Here is a 13,772-nt window from a genome sequence, read left to right as displayed (position 1 = left end):
GGCGCTCACGAGCCATACCCAAGCTCCTGTGGGTCGGCGTCGTGGGAGGAGGCTCAGTTTGCCTGGGAACAGCCCCCGCAGTCAATCGCCGGACCACCTAGCCGCCGGTCGCTAGCGACTCGCCCCGCACAGCCCAGGCGCGCGCACTCAGCGGGATGCGTCCCGCAGGATCCCGCGGCAGGGTCTCCTCGAGCCGGCGCGCCAGCGCCTGCCGGCGATCGTCGCTGAGCGTGGCGAGGTACGCGGGCACCGGCCCCGTGCCGCCCAGTAGCAGCTGCCAGTAGTCTGCGAAGTCGGCGAACACCGTGGGCAGCTCGAGCCCCTCGCAGCGGACCTCAGCGAGTCCACCCGCGCGGAAGAGCGCTGTGAGGGCGCTGGGCTGGCAGTCCACGAAGCGCTGGCCTTCATCGAGCGCACGGTCCGCCGGATCCAGCGCCACGGCCTCATCCCAGAAACGGCGCAAGAAGGCCATCTTGCCCGCATAGTCCCACACGCAAGCGGCGACCGTGGCTCCCGGCGCAGCGAGCCCGCGCAGTTCCGTCACGGCCGCGGCCGGGTCGGGGAAAAAATCGAGACCGAGCAGCGACGCGATCGCCCCATAGCCGCCCGCCCGGCTTGTCAGACTACCCGCGCCGCGAACGGCGAAGCGGGCGCGCGGGTCCGTCACGTGTTCGCGCGCGGCTTCGATGAAGCTCGCCGAGGGATCGCAGCCCAGCACCGAGGCCGGCTGCGCTTGCCTGCAGATGGCAGCCGTGAGCGCGCCGGTGCCGCAGCCCAGGTCCAGCCAGTGCAGATTGGCGGGTTGGTCAAGCCAGGCCAGGAACCGCGGCGCAAGCCGCCGGCTTCAGCGGCCCATGAAGGACTTGTAGGCCCCGGCGGTTGCCCAGCGATCGTGGAGATCGGCCATGCGTCTCGCCTCCTGGCCGCCGCCACGCGTCAGTAGATGAACGGGATCAGCCGCCGCACGCGCTTCTTGTAGGCGGCGTACTCAGGGTGCTTCGCGACGAGCCAGCGCTCCTCGCGCCGCGACTTGTGGTCCAGGAGCAGGAAGAGCGCGAGCACGTAGCCGAGCGTGAGCCAGCCGCGCACGCTGAGCGCCCAGCCGAGCGCGATCGCCAGGCCGCCGCTGTAGAGCGGATGCCGCACGATCGCATAGGCGCCGCCCTGAACCAGCGCCGCTCCCGCCTTGGGATGCGGCAGCGGCGTCAGCCCGCGCCCCAGGCGCAGCGCTCCCGCCACGAAGAGCGCGGCGCCGAGCGCGGCCAGAACCAAGCCGGCCACCTGCCAGCCGCGCGCCTGCGCCGCCGGCCAGCCGGGCAGGCCGTCCACGCTCCGCGGGCCGAGCAGCACGAGCAGCATGAGCGCGATCTGCGCGACGACCAACCACTCGCCGCGCGCGCCGCGCCACCAGGGCGGTCGTTCAAGATCGGCCATCCGTTCTCGCCTCCGAGCTACATCTCCAGGTAGAGGATCGCCAGGATCGGCACGAGCGCCGCCGCGACTTGCAGCGCGAGAATCATCCCGAGCCCGACGAGCGACATCGCAACGGGCAGCCAGGCGCTGGGCAGCTTGAAGGACGGCTCGCGCATTCCACCTCCAGGCGACTCGCGGAGCCCGAGTCTACACACAGCGCCGCACACGAGGCCAGCCCCACGCGGCGCTAGAGCCGCGCGGCAAGCCAGTGCAGCACGTTCAGCGCGAAGCGCTGGTTGTCCTGGCCGGGAGCGTTGAGTCCGAACCGCTCGCCGCGGTAGACCTGCGCGGTCAGCTCCATCGCCGCATGGGCGACCTCCGCGCTGGGGGCACTGCCGGCTTGGACCCGGACAGCCGCACCCGGGATTCGCCCATCGCGCCACCAGGAAGCCATTGCCAGGGCCGGCGCTGCGCGCTAGCCTCTCGGGACTCGGCGCATGGGAGGTCAGCATGGATCGGCCAGGGATCTCAGGCAAGCAGGCATTGCGGCCCAGCCCCGGCGAGTTGCGCGCGCTGCAGATCGTGCAGGTGGCGCTGATGGGCGGCGTCCTCCTCTTCGGGCTCGTCGTCGTGCTGATCGCCATGCGCCCGCCGGCCGCCGGCGCCGCCCCGATCGCGCAGCGCGTGCTCGTCCTGCTCAGCGCGGTGCACGCGGTGATCGCGCTGATCGTCTGGTCGCTGGCGCCGCTGCTGCAGGGACTGCTGGTCGCGCGCCTCGGCGCGCAGCTTGGCACAGCGGGAGGCGTCGGCGCGCTGCGCGGCGCCCTGATCGTTCGGCTCGCCCTGCTCGAAGGCCCGGCCCTCTTCGGGCTGGTCATCTGCCTGATCGCGGCCACCGGCGGCGCCCTGCGCGCGACGCCGCTCTACTGGCTCAATGCGCTCAGCGCCGTCGCGTTCGTCGGCTACGGGGTGCTCAGCTTCCCGACCGCCGAGCGCCTGGAGGCCCTGGCCGACCGCTAGGGTCGCAGCGCGCCCACCGCGCGCGGGGAATCCGAACGAGGGGATGGGGATGATGCGTCAGCCTGCAGCGATTGGGTTCCTGATCTACCTGGCGATGGCCTCGACAGCTTGGGCGGCGACGATCCAGGTGCCAGCCGAGCAGCCGACCATCCAGGCCGGCCTCGACGCCGCGCTCGGCGGCGACACCGTGCTCGTCGCGAGCGGCGTCTACAGCGGCCCCGGCAACTGGGACCTCGACTTTCGCGGCCAACCGCTCGTCTTGCGCTCGGCGACGGGCAACCCCGCGGACTGCATCATCGACTGCGCGGATGCGAAGCCGCACATCGGCGTCTACTTCCACTCCGGCGAGGACAGCAGCACGGTGCTGGACGGCTTCACGATCCAGCACGGCATGGCAACGCATGAGGTGGACTTCCCCCCCTCCCCAGCGGGCGGCGGCATCTTCTGCAGCCTCTCGCGGCCCTTGCTCAAGAACCTGATCCTGCGCCTGAATAGCGCGCCCAGCCATGGCATGGGCGCCGGCTTCGCGAGCGACGGCTACGTCTTCAGCGCCGGCCCGATCCTGCGCGACTGTGTGATCGAGAAGAACTCGCCCGGCGGTGTCTTCGTCTACGGCACGGCGCGCTTCGAGCGCTGCCGGATCCAGTGGGACATCGGCGGGGGTATTCACCTGTTCTGGGGCAAGGCAGACTTCATCGACTGCATCATTGCCGGTGACGCTGTCTACCCCGTCGGCGGTGGCGAGGGCATCGCGTTCCGCAACTGCGCCATCGCCGCACCCTTCGACAGCCACCACGGTGCAACCGTCAGCTTCTTCGACTGCACGCTCATCGGCCATCGCCTCCACTTCTCCGAGAACTCCCTCGCCTTCTACCGCTGCACCATCAGTGACTGCCCCGACGGCGCTGTCGACACCTACTACGGTTTCTCGCTGACGGCCGAGGACTGCCTCTTCGTCAACAATCAGACTTCCACGACGGGCGGCGCCATCCGACTCGGTCCCTGGGACCTCGCCACCATCAGGCGAACTCGCTTCGTGAACAACTCCGCCGCTGGGCGGGGCGGCGCCGTCGACATCGGTGGCGCCGACTCGGCCCAGTTCATCGACTGCGAATTCCTGGGCAACACCGCCGGCGGCGGCGAAGGCGGCGGCGCCATCGCCTCGCGCTCCGACTCGGGCCCGCAGCTCACGGGCTGCACCCTGGTCGGCAACAGCGCGCTGGGCGGCGCGCCGGGCGGTGCGATCTCGTTCATCAACTGGGAGACGGCGCCCCGCCTCAGCGACTGCCTGATCGCCGGCAACACCAGCGAAGGCGCGGGCGGCGCGCTCTATCTGGCCGGCGATGCTAACGGCGCGCCCGCGCTGCGCATCCAGGGCAGCACGCTCGCCGCCAATCGCGCGGGCACGGTGGGCGGCGCGATTGCCACGGATCCCGCGCTCTCGCTCGCGACACTCCAGTGCGACAGCACGCTCATCTGGCAGAACTGCGCGGGAACGGCTGGCGACCAGCTCTTCCTCGGCAGCACAGGGGTCGCGGCCGGCTTCGCCTGCTCGGTCGTCGATTCGTCCGGCGTGAGCGGAGGGACCGTGAGCTACGGCCCCGGCACGGGCTTCGCGGATCCGCGCTTCTGTCTGGCACCCGACTGCGAGGAGGCACCCTTCACCGAGACCGAGGGCTTCGCGCTCGAAGCCGGCTCCTACTGCCTGCCTGCGCACAACCCCTGCGGCGTGCAGATCGGCGCGCTCGGCCAGGGCTGCACGCTGACGGCCCTGCCCGGCGACGCCGCGCCCGGCCCCGCGCGGCTCGCGCAGAACTACCCCAATCCCTTCAACGCCTCGACGCGCCTGGACTTCACCCTCGCCGCGCCGGGTCCCGTCACGCTGAGCATCTTCGATGCCGCGGGCCGCGAGCGCGCCGTGCTGCTCGCCGGCGCCTCGCTCGGCGCTGGCCCCCATCGCCTCGACTGGGACGGCCGCGACCGCGAGGGCCGGTCCCTGCCCTCGGGCGTCTACCTCTGCCGGCTGTGCACGGCGGACGGTACGCTCAGCCGCAAGCTCGTCCTCGTCGAGTAGGGAGCCGGCGCCTAGTCCTGCGTTAAGCGCAGCGTGAAGGAGCGCCCGCCCGCCTCGCCGTCACTCACCTCGGCGATCAGGGTATCGTTCTCGAGCCGATAGGCGATGACCCGTGGGAAATCGTGCGCCGGGTTCTCGAAGATCGCGAAGCTCGGCCCGCACTGCGTGAGCCGGAAGGCCACGGGCAGCGCATTGTGCGCCACCTTGGCGATGTAGTAGACCTCCCCCGCCATCTCGAGCAGGCGCAGGGTCTCGCTCTCGAGCAGCTCGCCCGGCGCGCCCTCGGCGCCGCGCGCGCGCGTCTCGCCGTAGCCCTCCCAGGTCTCGGTCGAGACCGCCGCCCAGCGCTCGTAGACCTGACGCGTCTCGGTCTCGACGCGCCAGGTGCCGAGCAGCCAGGTGAGCTGCTTGAGCGCCTGGCAATCGGCGGCAGCGGCCATGCGGGCACCTCCCGTGCTCAGGGCGAAGAGGGCGGCGAACAGGGCGCGCGAGTGGCGCATCAGGGATCCTCCGCGATCTGCAGGGAGTCGTCGGCCACGGGCCGGCGATTGCCGGCACGCGCACGAGGCTCGACGTTCGTATCGAGCACGTCTGGCCCGCGCGGCAGGCTCGCTGCAACACTGTAACGGACCTTGGGCACCGATTTCTGCTCCCGCGCCAGCACCAGCATACGCGAACGCCGGAGACCAGCGGGAGGGATTTCGCGCCGCGCGCATTCCGTTGGCGCCGCCGCCGCCGGCTCCCCTATGCTGAGCGCTTTCCTCCGCTGCGGCGGAGATCACAGACAACCTGGGAGGCGAACATGCGACGCGCATTCCTCAGCGCCGTCCTCGCCTCGGGTTTGCTCGGCCTGGGGTGCGGCGGGGACGGCGGGGGGCCGGCAGGTCCGGGAAACAACAACAACGGCGGCGGCAGCAGCTTCACGGCGGTCATCGACGGCAGCAACTGGACAAGCAGCCAGTTGAGCATCCAACTCACCGGCGACGCCGGCAACCCACAGGCGAGCCCCCTGGTGATCAGCGGTTACGAGAACGCCTCGGGCTTCTCGGTCCAGCTCTTCCTCGGCTTCATCGGCGGCACGGGCAGCTATCCCCTCGGCGTCAATGCGGGCAGCACCGCGGGCGGCACGGCGCAGGTCGTGCTGGCCCCCGACATCTGGCTCACGCCCTTCAGCGGCGCCGCGGGCAACCTGGAAGTCACCACGCTCACGGCGACGCGCATCGCCGGCACCTTCGCCTTCACCGCCGACGCCCTGCTGAGCGCCCTGCCCGCGCAGCGCAGCGTGACCAGCGGCGCCTTCGACATCACCGTGAGCACCGGTCTGCCCGCCCTGCCCACGCGGGCCGGCAGCACGATGCGCGCCACCACCGAGGGCAGCGCCTGGAACGGCGCCACGATCGTCGCCCTCAATCCGGGCGCCGGCACCTTCAGCCTGTCGGGGAGCAGCACGGACTACACGTTCATGGTCACGCCCAAGCAGCTGGTCGCGGCCGGGAACAGCTACGGGATCCCCTCGCAGATCACCTTCACGGTGAATCGCACCGGCACCGCGGATTCCTGGGCGGCGATCAGTGGAGCAGACGTCGGCACCTGGACCATCGACAGCTTCACGGCGGCGGGGATGAGCGGCAGCTTCAGCGGCACGATCCCGAGCCTCAGTGCGGGCACCCCGCTGACGATCACCGGCGGCGAGTACGCCTGCGAGTTCTAGCGGGTCGGCGCGCGGACCAGATCGGCGGCGCCGGGCATCCGGCTCAGGGCAAGACCACGCGCACCACGACGTACTCCGAGTAGGCAAGGTTGCCCGCGCGGTCCTCGGCGGCGGCGAGCAGGCTGTGCGTATCGCCGTCGGCGTAGGGCCTGCTGTCCCAGTCCCAGGTGTAGGGCGGCGTGTCGTCGTCGCCGAGCTCGTCGCCGTCGACGACGAAGCTCACGCGCAGGATGCCGCCGGCGTCGCTGGCCTCGGCCTCGATGAGCACCTGCCCGCTCACGGTGAGGCCGTCGAGCGGCTCGGTGATGACGACGGTCGGCAGCGTCTGATCGCCGTTGTCGTCGCTGCAGGCGACGAGGGCCGCCGCGAGGGCCAGGCAGGGGGCCATCCAGCGCAACGCGCGTCTCACGCCGAGTCTCCTTCCGCCGCTGGCCTCAGCAAGCGGCGATTCCAGAGGACGATCAGCGTCGCGAGACCAAGAAGCAAGGCGCCCGTGAGCTGGTGCGCGGTCGTGAGCAGCGCCTCCCACCAGGGGATGTGCCCGGGCGCGGGCGTCGCGCTGACGGCGACGAGGGCGCCCGTGCCGAGCAGGAGCTGCAGGCCGATCGCCAGCGTGAGCGCGCGGCCCAGCGGCCGCAGCCAGGGCAACCCGCCGTAGAGCCCCCAGTGCCGCGCACCCACCGCGAAGCCGAGCAGGGCGACGAGCATCGCGAAGCTGACGTGCCAGAACATGCCCCGCGCGTAGTGGCGCAGCAACGCGCCCAGCGCGAGCTGCACCCCGATCGCGCCGAGCAAGGCGAGGCCGAGCTGGCGATCCGTGTCCGCGCTCGCCCGCGCGATGGGCGGTTCGGCGGCGGTCCAGCGCCGGCTCGCGAGCGCCGCGAGGGCGACGAGCAGCGCGAAGCAGAGCTGCCCGAGCACGCCGTGCACGAGCGCGAGCAGGGTGCTGGGCGACATCGCGGCCGCGGACTGGCTGAGCGTGAAGCGCCCCGTGACGCGCAGGCCGCCGAGCAGGCCCTGCAGCGCCACGGCGACGAAGATCGCCCAGCCGAGCCGTTTGAGCAGCGGCCGCCGCGGCGCGAACTGCAGGTGCAGCGCGAGCACGAGGCTCGTCAGGCCGACGAGCGAGCCCAAGAGCCGGTGGGCGTGCTCGTAGAAGATGCCGCCCGTCATCCGCGAGAGCGGGTAGAGGAACATGTTGAAGCCGTAGCTGTTCGGCCAGTCGACGACGGCCAGCCCCGCCTCGTGGCTGGTGACCAGCCCGCCGGCAGCGAGGAGGAGGAAGGTCGTCGCCGCCGCGACGCCCGCGAAGGCGGCATCGCCGGCCGGCGGTGCTGCCGCGCTGGGGGCATCCGTTCGACGGCGAGCGGCCTGGGCGCCAGCCGCGGCGAGCAGGCCGCCGAGGAGCAGAGAGGCTGGCACCCAGATCAGCGCGCCGCGCCGCAGGGCGCCCGGCGCCTCGCCGCCGATGACGCTGCCGAGGATGAGCAGGTTGAGCAGCGAGGCCAGCCCGCCGACGGCGGCGGCGCGCGCAGCGCTGCCGCCGAGGCGCCCCGTCAGCCAGCCGCCGCCCAGCAGGCAGACCAGAAGCAGCAGGAAGAGCAGCCAGGGCGGCGCCAGGGGCGTCGCGAGGCGACTCAGGTAGGCGAGTCCCCACATGGCAGTGCTGCTGCCGAAGGCGAGGGCGAGCAGCTCGGCGCGCCGATCGGCGGCCAGCCCCGCAGGGGACGCGGCGGGAGATGGGGCGGTGGCCGTCATGGCGCTCCTTGGACCGGACGCGCCTGGGGACAGCGGTCCGGCCGGACAGGACCATCAACTCCCTGAACCAGAGCGCCGGCCCCTTTCCGCTTCCCCGCGCGCGAGCGCCCTGCTAACTTGAGCGTCGGCGGGCGCGACGCCGAGGGGCATCTTAGGCGGGCGCGCCCGGACCTGCCACCCACCCCGCAACGGGTCCACGGTGTCCGTCAACCCCACTGCCCTGCCCATGCGCGAGCGTCTCGGCCTCTACGCCGTGCTCACGAAGCTGCGGCTGTCCAGCCTGGTGCTGATGACGACGGCCACCGCCTACCTGCTCGCCCGCCGCGGTCCGCTCGACGGGTGGGAGCTGGCGGCAACGCTCAGCGGCACGCTGCTCTGCGCCTTCAGCGCTGCCGCCCTCAACCAGTTCTGGGAGCGCGAGCGCGACGCCCGCATGGAGCGCACGAGAACACGCCCCCTGCCCAGCGGGCGCCTGTCCCCGCGCGAGGCCCGGCTCGCCGGTCTCGGCATGCTCGGCAGCGGCCAGGCTATCCTGGTCCTGGGGACGAATCTGCTCACGGCGGCCCTCGCCCTGGCCACGGTGCTGCTCTACCTGCTCGTCTACACGCCGCTCAAGCCGCGCAGCAGCCTGAACACCCTCGTCGGCGCCGTCTGCGGCGCCCTGCCGCCCGTGCTCGGCTGGACGGCTGCGGCCGGCCGCCTCGAGCTCGGCGCCTGGCTCTTCGGCCTGCTGCTCTTCCTGTGGCAGGTGCCGCACTTCCTCGCTCTCGCCTGGCTCTACCGCGAGGACTATGCACGCGGCGGCTTTCGCATGTTGCCGGCCGTCGATCCGGGCGGGCAGCTCACGGGGGCGCTGAGCGCCCTGTACAGCCTCGCCCTGCTGCCGCTGGGTGTCGCCTTCGCGCTGGCCGGCCTCGCCGGCCCGACCTTCGCGGGCGGCTTCGCGCTGCTCTGGCTCCTGCTCTTCGCAGCCAGTCTGCGGCTCTGGCGTCGCCTGGATCGCGCGAGCGCGCGGCGCCTCTTCTTCGCGAGCGTCATCGTCCTGCCGCTCGCTCTCGCCCTCCTGCTCGTGGACAGGGTGCCGCGCGCGGGCGCCCCCGCCTCGTCCGGCCCTTATGCCGCCGAGACGGCCCTCCCCCACGCGCGCTTGCGCTGATGCTGCCGGACCGCCGCCGCTCCTTCCTCTTCGCCTTCGCCTTCCTGCTCGGCGCCCTCGCCCTCATCTGGCAGCTGCGGCAACGGCAGGGCTACGAGGCGCAGCAGCGCCGCGGCGACGGCAAGCACCTGGCGAGCTATGGGTTCCCGCTCACGCCCCTGCGCATCGACGCGGCCGACATCGTCCCCGCGGGCGTCCCGCGCGACGGCCTCGCCGCCCTCGAGTTCCCGGCGCGCCTGGACAGCGCGGGCCTCGCGGCGCTGAATGCCCGCGGTCGCTCGGCCTTCCTGCTCGGGAGCGATCGGGTGATCGGCGTCGAGCGCGCGGGGCAGGCCCTCGCCTACCCGCTGTCCATCCTCGATTGGCACGAGGTGGTGAACGACTCGCTGGGCGGCGCGCCGCTGCTCGTCACCTGGAATCCGCTCTGTGGCGCCGCCTGCGTCTACGATCCGGGCGCGCGGCGCTTCGGTGTCAGCGGGCTCTTCTACGCCTCGAACCTGCTGCTCTACGATCGCGCTGGCCTCGCTGACGCGCGGCCAGCCGGTGGGGCTGCGGGGGCGGAGAGCCTCTGGAGCCAGCTCACCGGACGCGCGCTGGCCGGGCCGGCCGCTGCGCGCGGCGACAGCCTCGCGCGCCTGCCCTTCGCCCTGACCCGCTGGGACGACTGGCGCGCTCGCCACCCGCAGACGCGGGTGATCGCCCCCGATCCCGACGGCCTGGCCCGCAAGTACCGCCGCAAACCCTACACGAGCTACCTCGGCTCGGATCGCCTCCAGTACCCCGTGCGCCGCCTGCCGGACACGGCGGCGCCGGGCGCGCTGCGCCTGAAGGAGCCCGTGCTCTCGGTGTGGGTAGACGAGGCGCGGCGGCTCTACCCGCTCTCCCTGCTCGCGGCGCGCGCCGGCGCGCCGGGCGTCTGGGCGGACTCGCTCGGCGGGCGCGCGCTCGCCTTCCGCGTCTGGCCCGGCGATCCCGCCGTGGCGACCGTGCGCGCCGAGGGCGGCGCACCGCTCCTCAGCGCGGTGGGCTTCTGGTTCGCCTGGTATGCCCAGGAGCCGGCGGCGGTCGCGCTGCTCGCGCGCTAGACTCGGGGGCCTGACCGGCGCTACTCTGTAGTCTGCCGGGCGATCGACTTGGGGAGAACCTCCGCGTGGGCCGGAGGATCCACCGGCTGTGCGGAGGTCGCTCTGCCTGGCAGGAGGAATCTCACGGTGCCCGTCCCGACTCCCCGCCCGCGTACGCCCCGTCATGCCCGCTTGTCGATGGGCGTGGCGGCTCTCCTCGGTTGGCTGATCCTGGCATCCTGCTCGCCCCCAAGCCAGCAGAAGAGCGCGTCTCGTCTCGCCGTTCCGGAATACTTCCCGCCCGAGGTCCTGAATCGCTACGCTGTCCTGATGGACTCGGCGATGGACGCGGCGGCGGCAGAGCGATGGAACGAAGCGATCAAGGCCCTGGAGGCCCAGGTCGAGCTCGTCCCGAACTCCGTCTGGCCGTCCTTCTATCTCGCTTGCTTGCGAAACCGATCAGGGGATGTGGACGCGGGGATGGGCGACCTGACCAGGGCGGTCGAGAACGGGTGGGACGATCCCGACCGCCTGGAATCCGTGAGCGACCTGGAGCTGCTGCGGCGCGATGCGAGGTTCCCGTCCCTGGTCGCGCAGGCTCGGGCTAGGCGGACGACCGAGGAGGAAACCTTCGCCGCGGGATTGCCGGTCTATCGGAAACCCCCGTACGCGTTCGCCGACTCGGCGTCGCTTGCGCGCTGGGTCGATGAGCAGCGGGATCTGATGCGGAGCCACGAACAGATCTGGTCGGTGGGCCAGGCGCTGTCTGCACGGATGGACTTCGAGGCCCGGCGTCTCGCCGCGGCGAGCGCCCTCCATCGGGGGCGGACGGGGTTCGACGAGGGGATCGAGCGGTTGCGGGCCTTGGCCGCGATGCACACGATCTTCGACGTCTGGGGCCCGTTCGCGGACGGCGTGCAGCGTGAAGTCGAGCGGTACCTGGCGACCAACCCTGGCACCGAGGGACGGAGCGAAGCGGAGTACCACGCCGGGGTCGCCGCCTATTGCCGTTCCCGGGTGCGCGATCCGGCCGATCCCGGGTGGGCGGAGCAAGCGGCAGGCGCGCGGAAGCGTTTCGGCAGTGTGGCACCGGGCTCGCACCTGGAAGGGTCGGCGCAAGCATGGCTCCTTGCGCTCGATCTCAAAAAAACAGGCGAGTACGCGCACCGGCTTCTCCCTCAGGTGCGCGAGTTCGCACGCGCATATCGCGATGACCCGGCGGCGATGGAGATCGCATCCACCTTCTTTCAGGATCGGATCCTTGCCGCGATCTGGCCCGTTCCGCTCGACGCGGCGGACCTCGATGGCCGTCCTGTCTCGGTGGATCAATTCCATGGACGCGTCCTCTTGGTCGACTTCTGGGCCACCTGGTGCGGGCCCTGCGTGGCCGAATTGCCCGCGATCCGAGACCTCTATGCGAAGTACCACGCGCGGGGTCTGGACGTGTTGTCGATCTCGCTGGACTATTCCGACCGAATGCCGGCGGAGAAGCTCCGCGAGTGGACGGAATCGCATGAGATGCCCTGGCGGCAGGTTTACGACGGGCAGGCGTGGAAGGGGCCGGTCGCTCAGGCGTTCATGGTGAAAGGAATCCCGTACGCGGTCCTGGTCGGCCCGGACGGTTCGCTCGCTGCGAGCGGCAATGAGTGCAGGGGAGAGCGCCTCGCCGCGATCGTCGCGAAGCTCCTGCCGGAGAAGTAGCCTTTCGCTGCGCTGTTGCGGCCACTGCACCGCCGCGGCTCGCAGTGGTGATCTTGCGGATCGAGGCTAGTGGCCCCCGGGGGCGGGTGCGGTCCTCGGCGGTGCTTCGTTCGGCGCCTCCGCGGGGACTTCGGCCGGCACGGAGGTCGGCGCGCCGGCCGGCGCTTCGCTGGCCGTCCCCGCCGGGGCGGCGCCCTCGATCGCGGGCGCGTAGCCCGGGATCAGGTCCTCGCGGTAATGCAGGGTGTCCAGCAGCGCGAGGCCGAGGAAGAGGATCACGAAGAAGATCGAGGAGACGAGGACGACGGCGTTGAAGGGCCGGTCGTACTTGAGGTGCATGAAGAAGAGGGCGACGAGGATCGCCTTGATCGTCGCGATGCCGATCGCAACGGGCACGGCGAGCGGCCCCAGATTGACCCAGGTCACCGCCACCGTGACGACCGTGAGGAAGATCAGCGCCCCCCAGACCCGCAGCAAGATCGGCGCGGGCACGACGTGCGGGTGGGCCTCTTCGTGATCGGCGTGGCTCATGGTCCGCGGCCTCCGGCAGCCCGTGCCTACTTGATCAGGTAGAGCAGCGGGAAGAGATAGATCCAGATCAGGTCGACGAGGTGCCAGTAGAGGCCGACCAGGTCGACGGGCGTGTAGTACGCGGGTCCGAACTCCCCGCGCCGCGCGCGCAGCAGGATCCAGGTGATCGCGATCATGCCCGCCAGCACGTGGATGCCGTGCAGGCCCGTCATCGCGAAGTAGATCCCGAAGAAGATGTGGACGTTCTTGGGCGCGTCGACGCCGCCCGGCGGCTCGTGCGCCCCGCTCGCGGCAGGGGCGGGCGCGGCGAGGCCGCGCGGGGCGGGCGCCGCGGGCGCGATCAGGGAAGCCTCGCTCCCGTCGCCCGTCGCCGCCGGGGGCGCGGGCAGGGTGGGCGCAGTGTGCGCGCCGGCCGTCGCCTCGTGGAGCGCGGGCTGGTAGTGCCTGCCCCAGAGCAGGCCGTGCTCCCACTTCGCCTTGTACTCGACGACCTTCACGCCGAGGAAGATCAGGCCGCAGAGCAGCGTGATCGCCAGCAGGCGCACGGTGCGCTCCCGCCGGCCGAGCTGCGCCGCGCGCACGGCGAGCGCCATCGTCAGGCTCGAGCAGATGAGCACCACGGTGTTGAGGCCGCCCAGCGACTTGTCCAGGAAGTGGTGCGCGTAGGCGAAGATCTCCGGGTGGTTCGTACGGTAGACGGCGTAGGCGACGAAGAGCCCGCCGAAGAGCAGGATCTCCGTGGCCAGGAAGAGCCACATGCCCAGCTTGCTCGACTCGAACTGCTGCGTCGGGCTATCGAAGTGGTGGGCCAGGTGCGTCGCGTGCCGTGCCATGCTCTCTCCCGCCGTTCGCGCGGTGCTCTAGCCGACCCGCCCGTCGGCGGGCAGGAAGCCGTCCGTGGTCTCGTCATAGCGCAGCCGGCTGAAGTCGTAGGGGTCGTGCTCGCCCGGCGGCTGGTGGAAGTTGTAGACGGGCGGCGGCGAGGCGCACTGCCACTCCATCGTCGCTGCGCCCCAGGGATTCGCCGGCGCCCGCCGCCCATTGAAGAGCGAGGCGATGAGGTACACGGCGGCGAGGCGCACTGCCACTCCATCGTCGCTGCGCCCCAGGGATTCGCCGGCGCCCGCCGCCCATTGAAGAGCGAGGCGATGAGGTACACGGCGACGAGGACGAAGCCCAGCGCCAGCAAGTAGGAGCCGTAGGTCGAGATCTGGTGGTAGATCTCGAATTCGGGGGGATAGTTGTAGTAGCGGCGCGGCATGCCCTTGCTGCCCATCACGAACTGCGTGAAGAAGGTGACGTTGAAGCCGACGAAGATCAACACCGCCGCCACCCGCCCCCAGA

The 13,772-nt window shown here is 71.6% G+C and carries 12 protein-coding genes and 2 pseudogenes; 6 read left to right on the top strand and 8 right to left on the bottom strand.

Annotation, left to right across the window (positions count from 1 at the left end):
* Positions 1-97: 97 nt before the first annotated feature.
* Both FJ251_07715 and FJ251_07710 read right to left on the bottom strand, forming a co-directional pair.
* Positions 98-907, bottom strand: a pseudogene (locus tag FJ251_07715) (class I SAM-dependent methyltransferase).
* Positions 908-936: 29 nt separating this feature from the next.
* On the bottom strand, positions 937-1,434 hold the full coding sequence (locus FJ251_07710; protein MBM4117620.1) for an isoprenylcysteine carboxylmethyltransferase family protein: 498 nt from the start codon (positions 1,432-1,434) through the stop codon (positions 937-939).
* 489 nt (positions 1,435-1,923) lie between these two features.
* On the opposite strand from FJ251_07710, the gene FJ251_07705 reads away from it, so the two are divergent.
* Positions 1,924-2,433, top strand: coding sequence for a hypothetical protein (locus tag FJ251_07705; GenBank protein ID MBM4117619.1), 510 nt, complete (start codon positions 1,924-1,926; stop codon positions 2,431-2,433).
* Entirely contained in the window at positions 2,348-4,507 is a 2,160-nt protein-coding gene (locus tag FJ251_07700; protein MBM4117618.1) for a T9SS type A sorting domain-containing protein, read from the top strand. Before FJ251_07705 ends, FJ251_07700 begins: the two co-directional genes overlap by 86 nt.
* Before the next feature lie 11 nt (positions 4,508-4,518).
* Here the strand turns inward: FJ251_07700 and FJ251_07695 are convergent, their stop codons facing one another.
* On the bottom strand, positions 4,519-5,007 hold the full coding sequence (locus FJ251_07695; GenBank protein ID MBM4117617.1) for a hypothetical protein: 489 nt from the start codon (positions 5,005-5,007) through the stop codon (positions 4,519-4,521).
* Positions 5,008-5,309: 302 nt separating this feature from the next.
* Here FJ251_07695 and FJ251_07690 point away from each other — a divergent pair, with 302 nt between their 5' ends.
* The gene (locus FJ251_07690) at positions 5,310-6,218 is read left to right on the top strand and encodes a hypothetical protein (GenBank protein MBM4117616.1); all 909 of its coding nucleotides are present in this window, start codon (positions 5,310-5,312) and stop codon (positions 6,216-6,218) included.
* Positions 6,219-6,261: 43 nt separating this feature from the next.
* Here FJ251_07690 and FJ251_07685 read toward each other — a convergent pair whose 3' ends face one another.
* Together FJ251_07685 and FJ251_07680 are read right to left on the bottom strand one after the other, a co-directional pair.
* A complete protein-coding gene (locus tag FJ251_07685; GenBank protein ID MBM4117615.1) occupies positions 6,262-6,627 on the bottom strand; it encodes a hypothetical protein in 366 nt (121 codons plus the stop codon).
* The gene (locus FJ251_07680; GenBank protein MBM4117614.1) at positions 6,624-7,976 is read right to left on the bottom strand and encodes a hypothetical protein; all 1,353 of its coding nucleotides are present in this window, start codon (positions 7,974-7,976) and stop codon (positions 6,624-6,626) included. The genes FJ251_07685 and FJ251_07680 overlap by 4 nt, the downstream gene beginning before the upstream one ends.
* 226 nt (positions 7,977-8,202) lie before the next feature.
* Between FJ251_07680 and cyoE the strand changes: the two genes are divergently transcribed.
* The 3 genes from cyoE to FJ251_07665 all read left to right on the top strand — a co-directional run bounded on the left by cyoE (position 8,203) and on the right by FJ251_07665 (position 11,897).
* On the top strand, positions 8,203-9,132 hold the full coding sequence (cyoE, locus tag FJ251_07675; GenBank protein ID MBM4117613.1) for a protoheme IX farnesyltransferase: 930 nt from the start codon (positions 8,203-8,205) through the stop codon (positions 9,130-9,132).
* Positions 9,132-10,217, top strand: a complete 1,086-nt coding sequence (locus tag FJ251_07670) for a DUF3179 domain-containing protein (GenBank protein ID MBM4117612.1) — start codon at positions 9,132-9,134, stop codon at positions 10,215-10,217. Before cyoE ends, FJ251_07670 begins: the two co-directional genes overlap by 1 nt.
* A gap of 171 nt (positions 10,218-10,388) precedes the next feature.
* Positions 10,389-11,897 carry a TlpA family protein disulfide reductase gene (locus FJ251_07665; GenBank protein MBM4117611.1) on the top strand — a complete coding sequence of 503 codons (1,509 nt, stop codon included), beginning with the start codon at positions 10,389-10,391 and terminating at the stop codon, positions 11,895-11,897.
* Positions 11,898-11,963: 66 nt separating this feature from the next.
* On the opposite strand, the gene FJ251_07660 is transcribed toward FJ251_07665, so the two are convergent.
* The 3 genes and pseudogenes from FJ251_07660 to FJ251_07650 all read right to left on the bottom strand — a co-directional run bounded on the left by FJ251_07660 (position 11,964) and on the right by FJ251_07650 (position 13,772).
* Positions 11,964-12,428, bottom strand: a complete 465-nt coding sequence (locus tag FJ251_07660) for a hypothetical protein (GenBank protein ID MBM4117610.1) — start codon at positions 12,426-12,428, stop codon at positions 11,964-11,966.
* A gap of 26 nt (positions 12,429-12,454) precedes the next feature.
* Positions 12,455-13,261 (bottom strand): cytochrome c oxidase subunit 3 family protein, encoded by an 807-nt coding sequence (locus FJ251_07655; GenBank protein MBM4117609.1) that lies wholly within the window; start codon positions 13,259-13,261, stop codon positions 12,455-12,457.
* 27 nt (positions 13,262-13,288) lie between these two features.
* Positions 13,289-13,772 (bottom strand): annotated as a pseudogene (locus FJ251_07650) (hypothetical protein).

It is taken from the genome of bacterium, from assembly GCA_016873475.1.
Taxonomy (GTDB): domain Bacteria; phylum Krumholzibacteriota; class Krumholzibacteriia; order JACNKJ01; family JACNKJ01; genus VGXI01.
The sequence above is the reverse complement of the archived record's forward strand: the minus strand, read 5'-3'. Positions and strand labels throughout refer to the sequence as shown.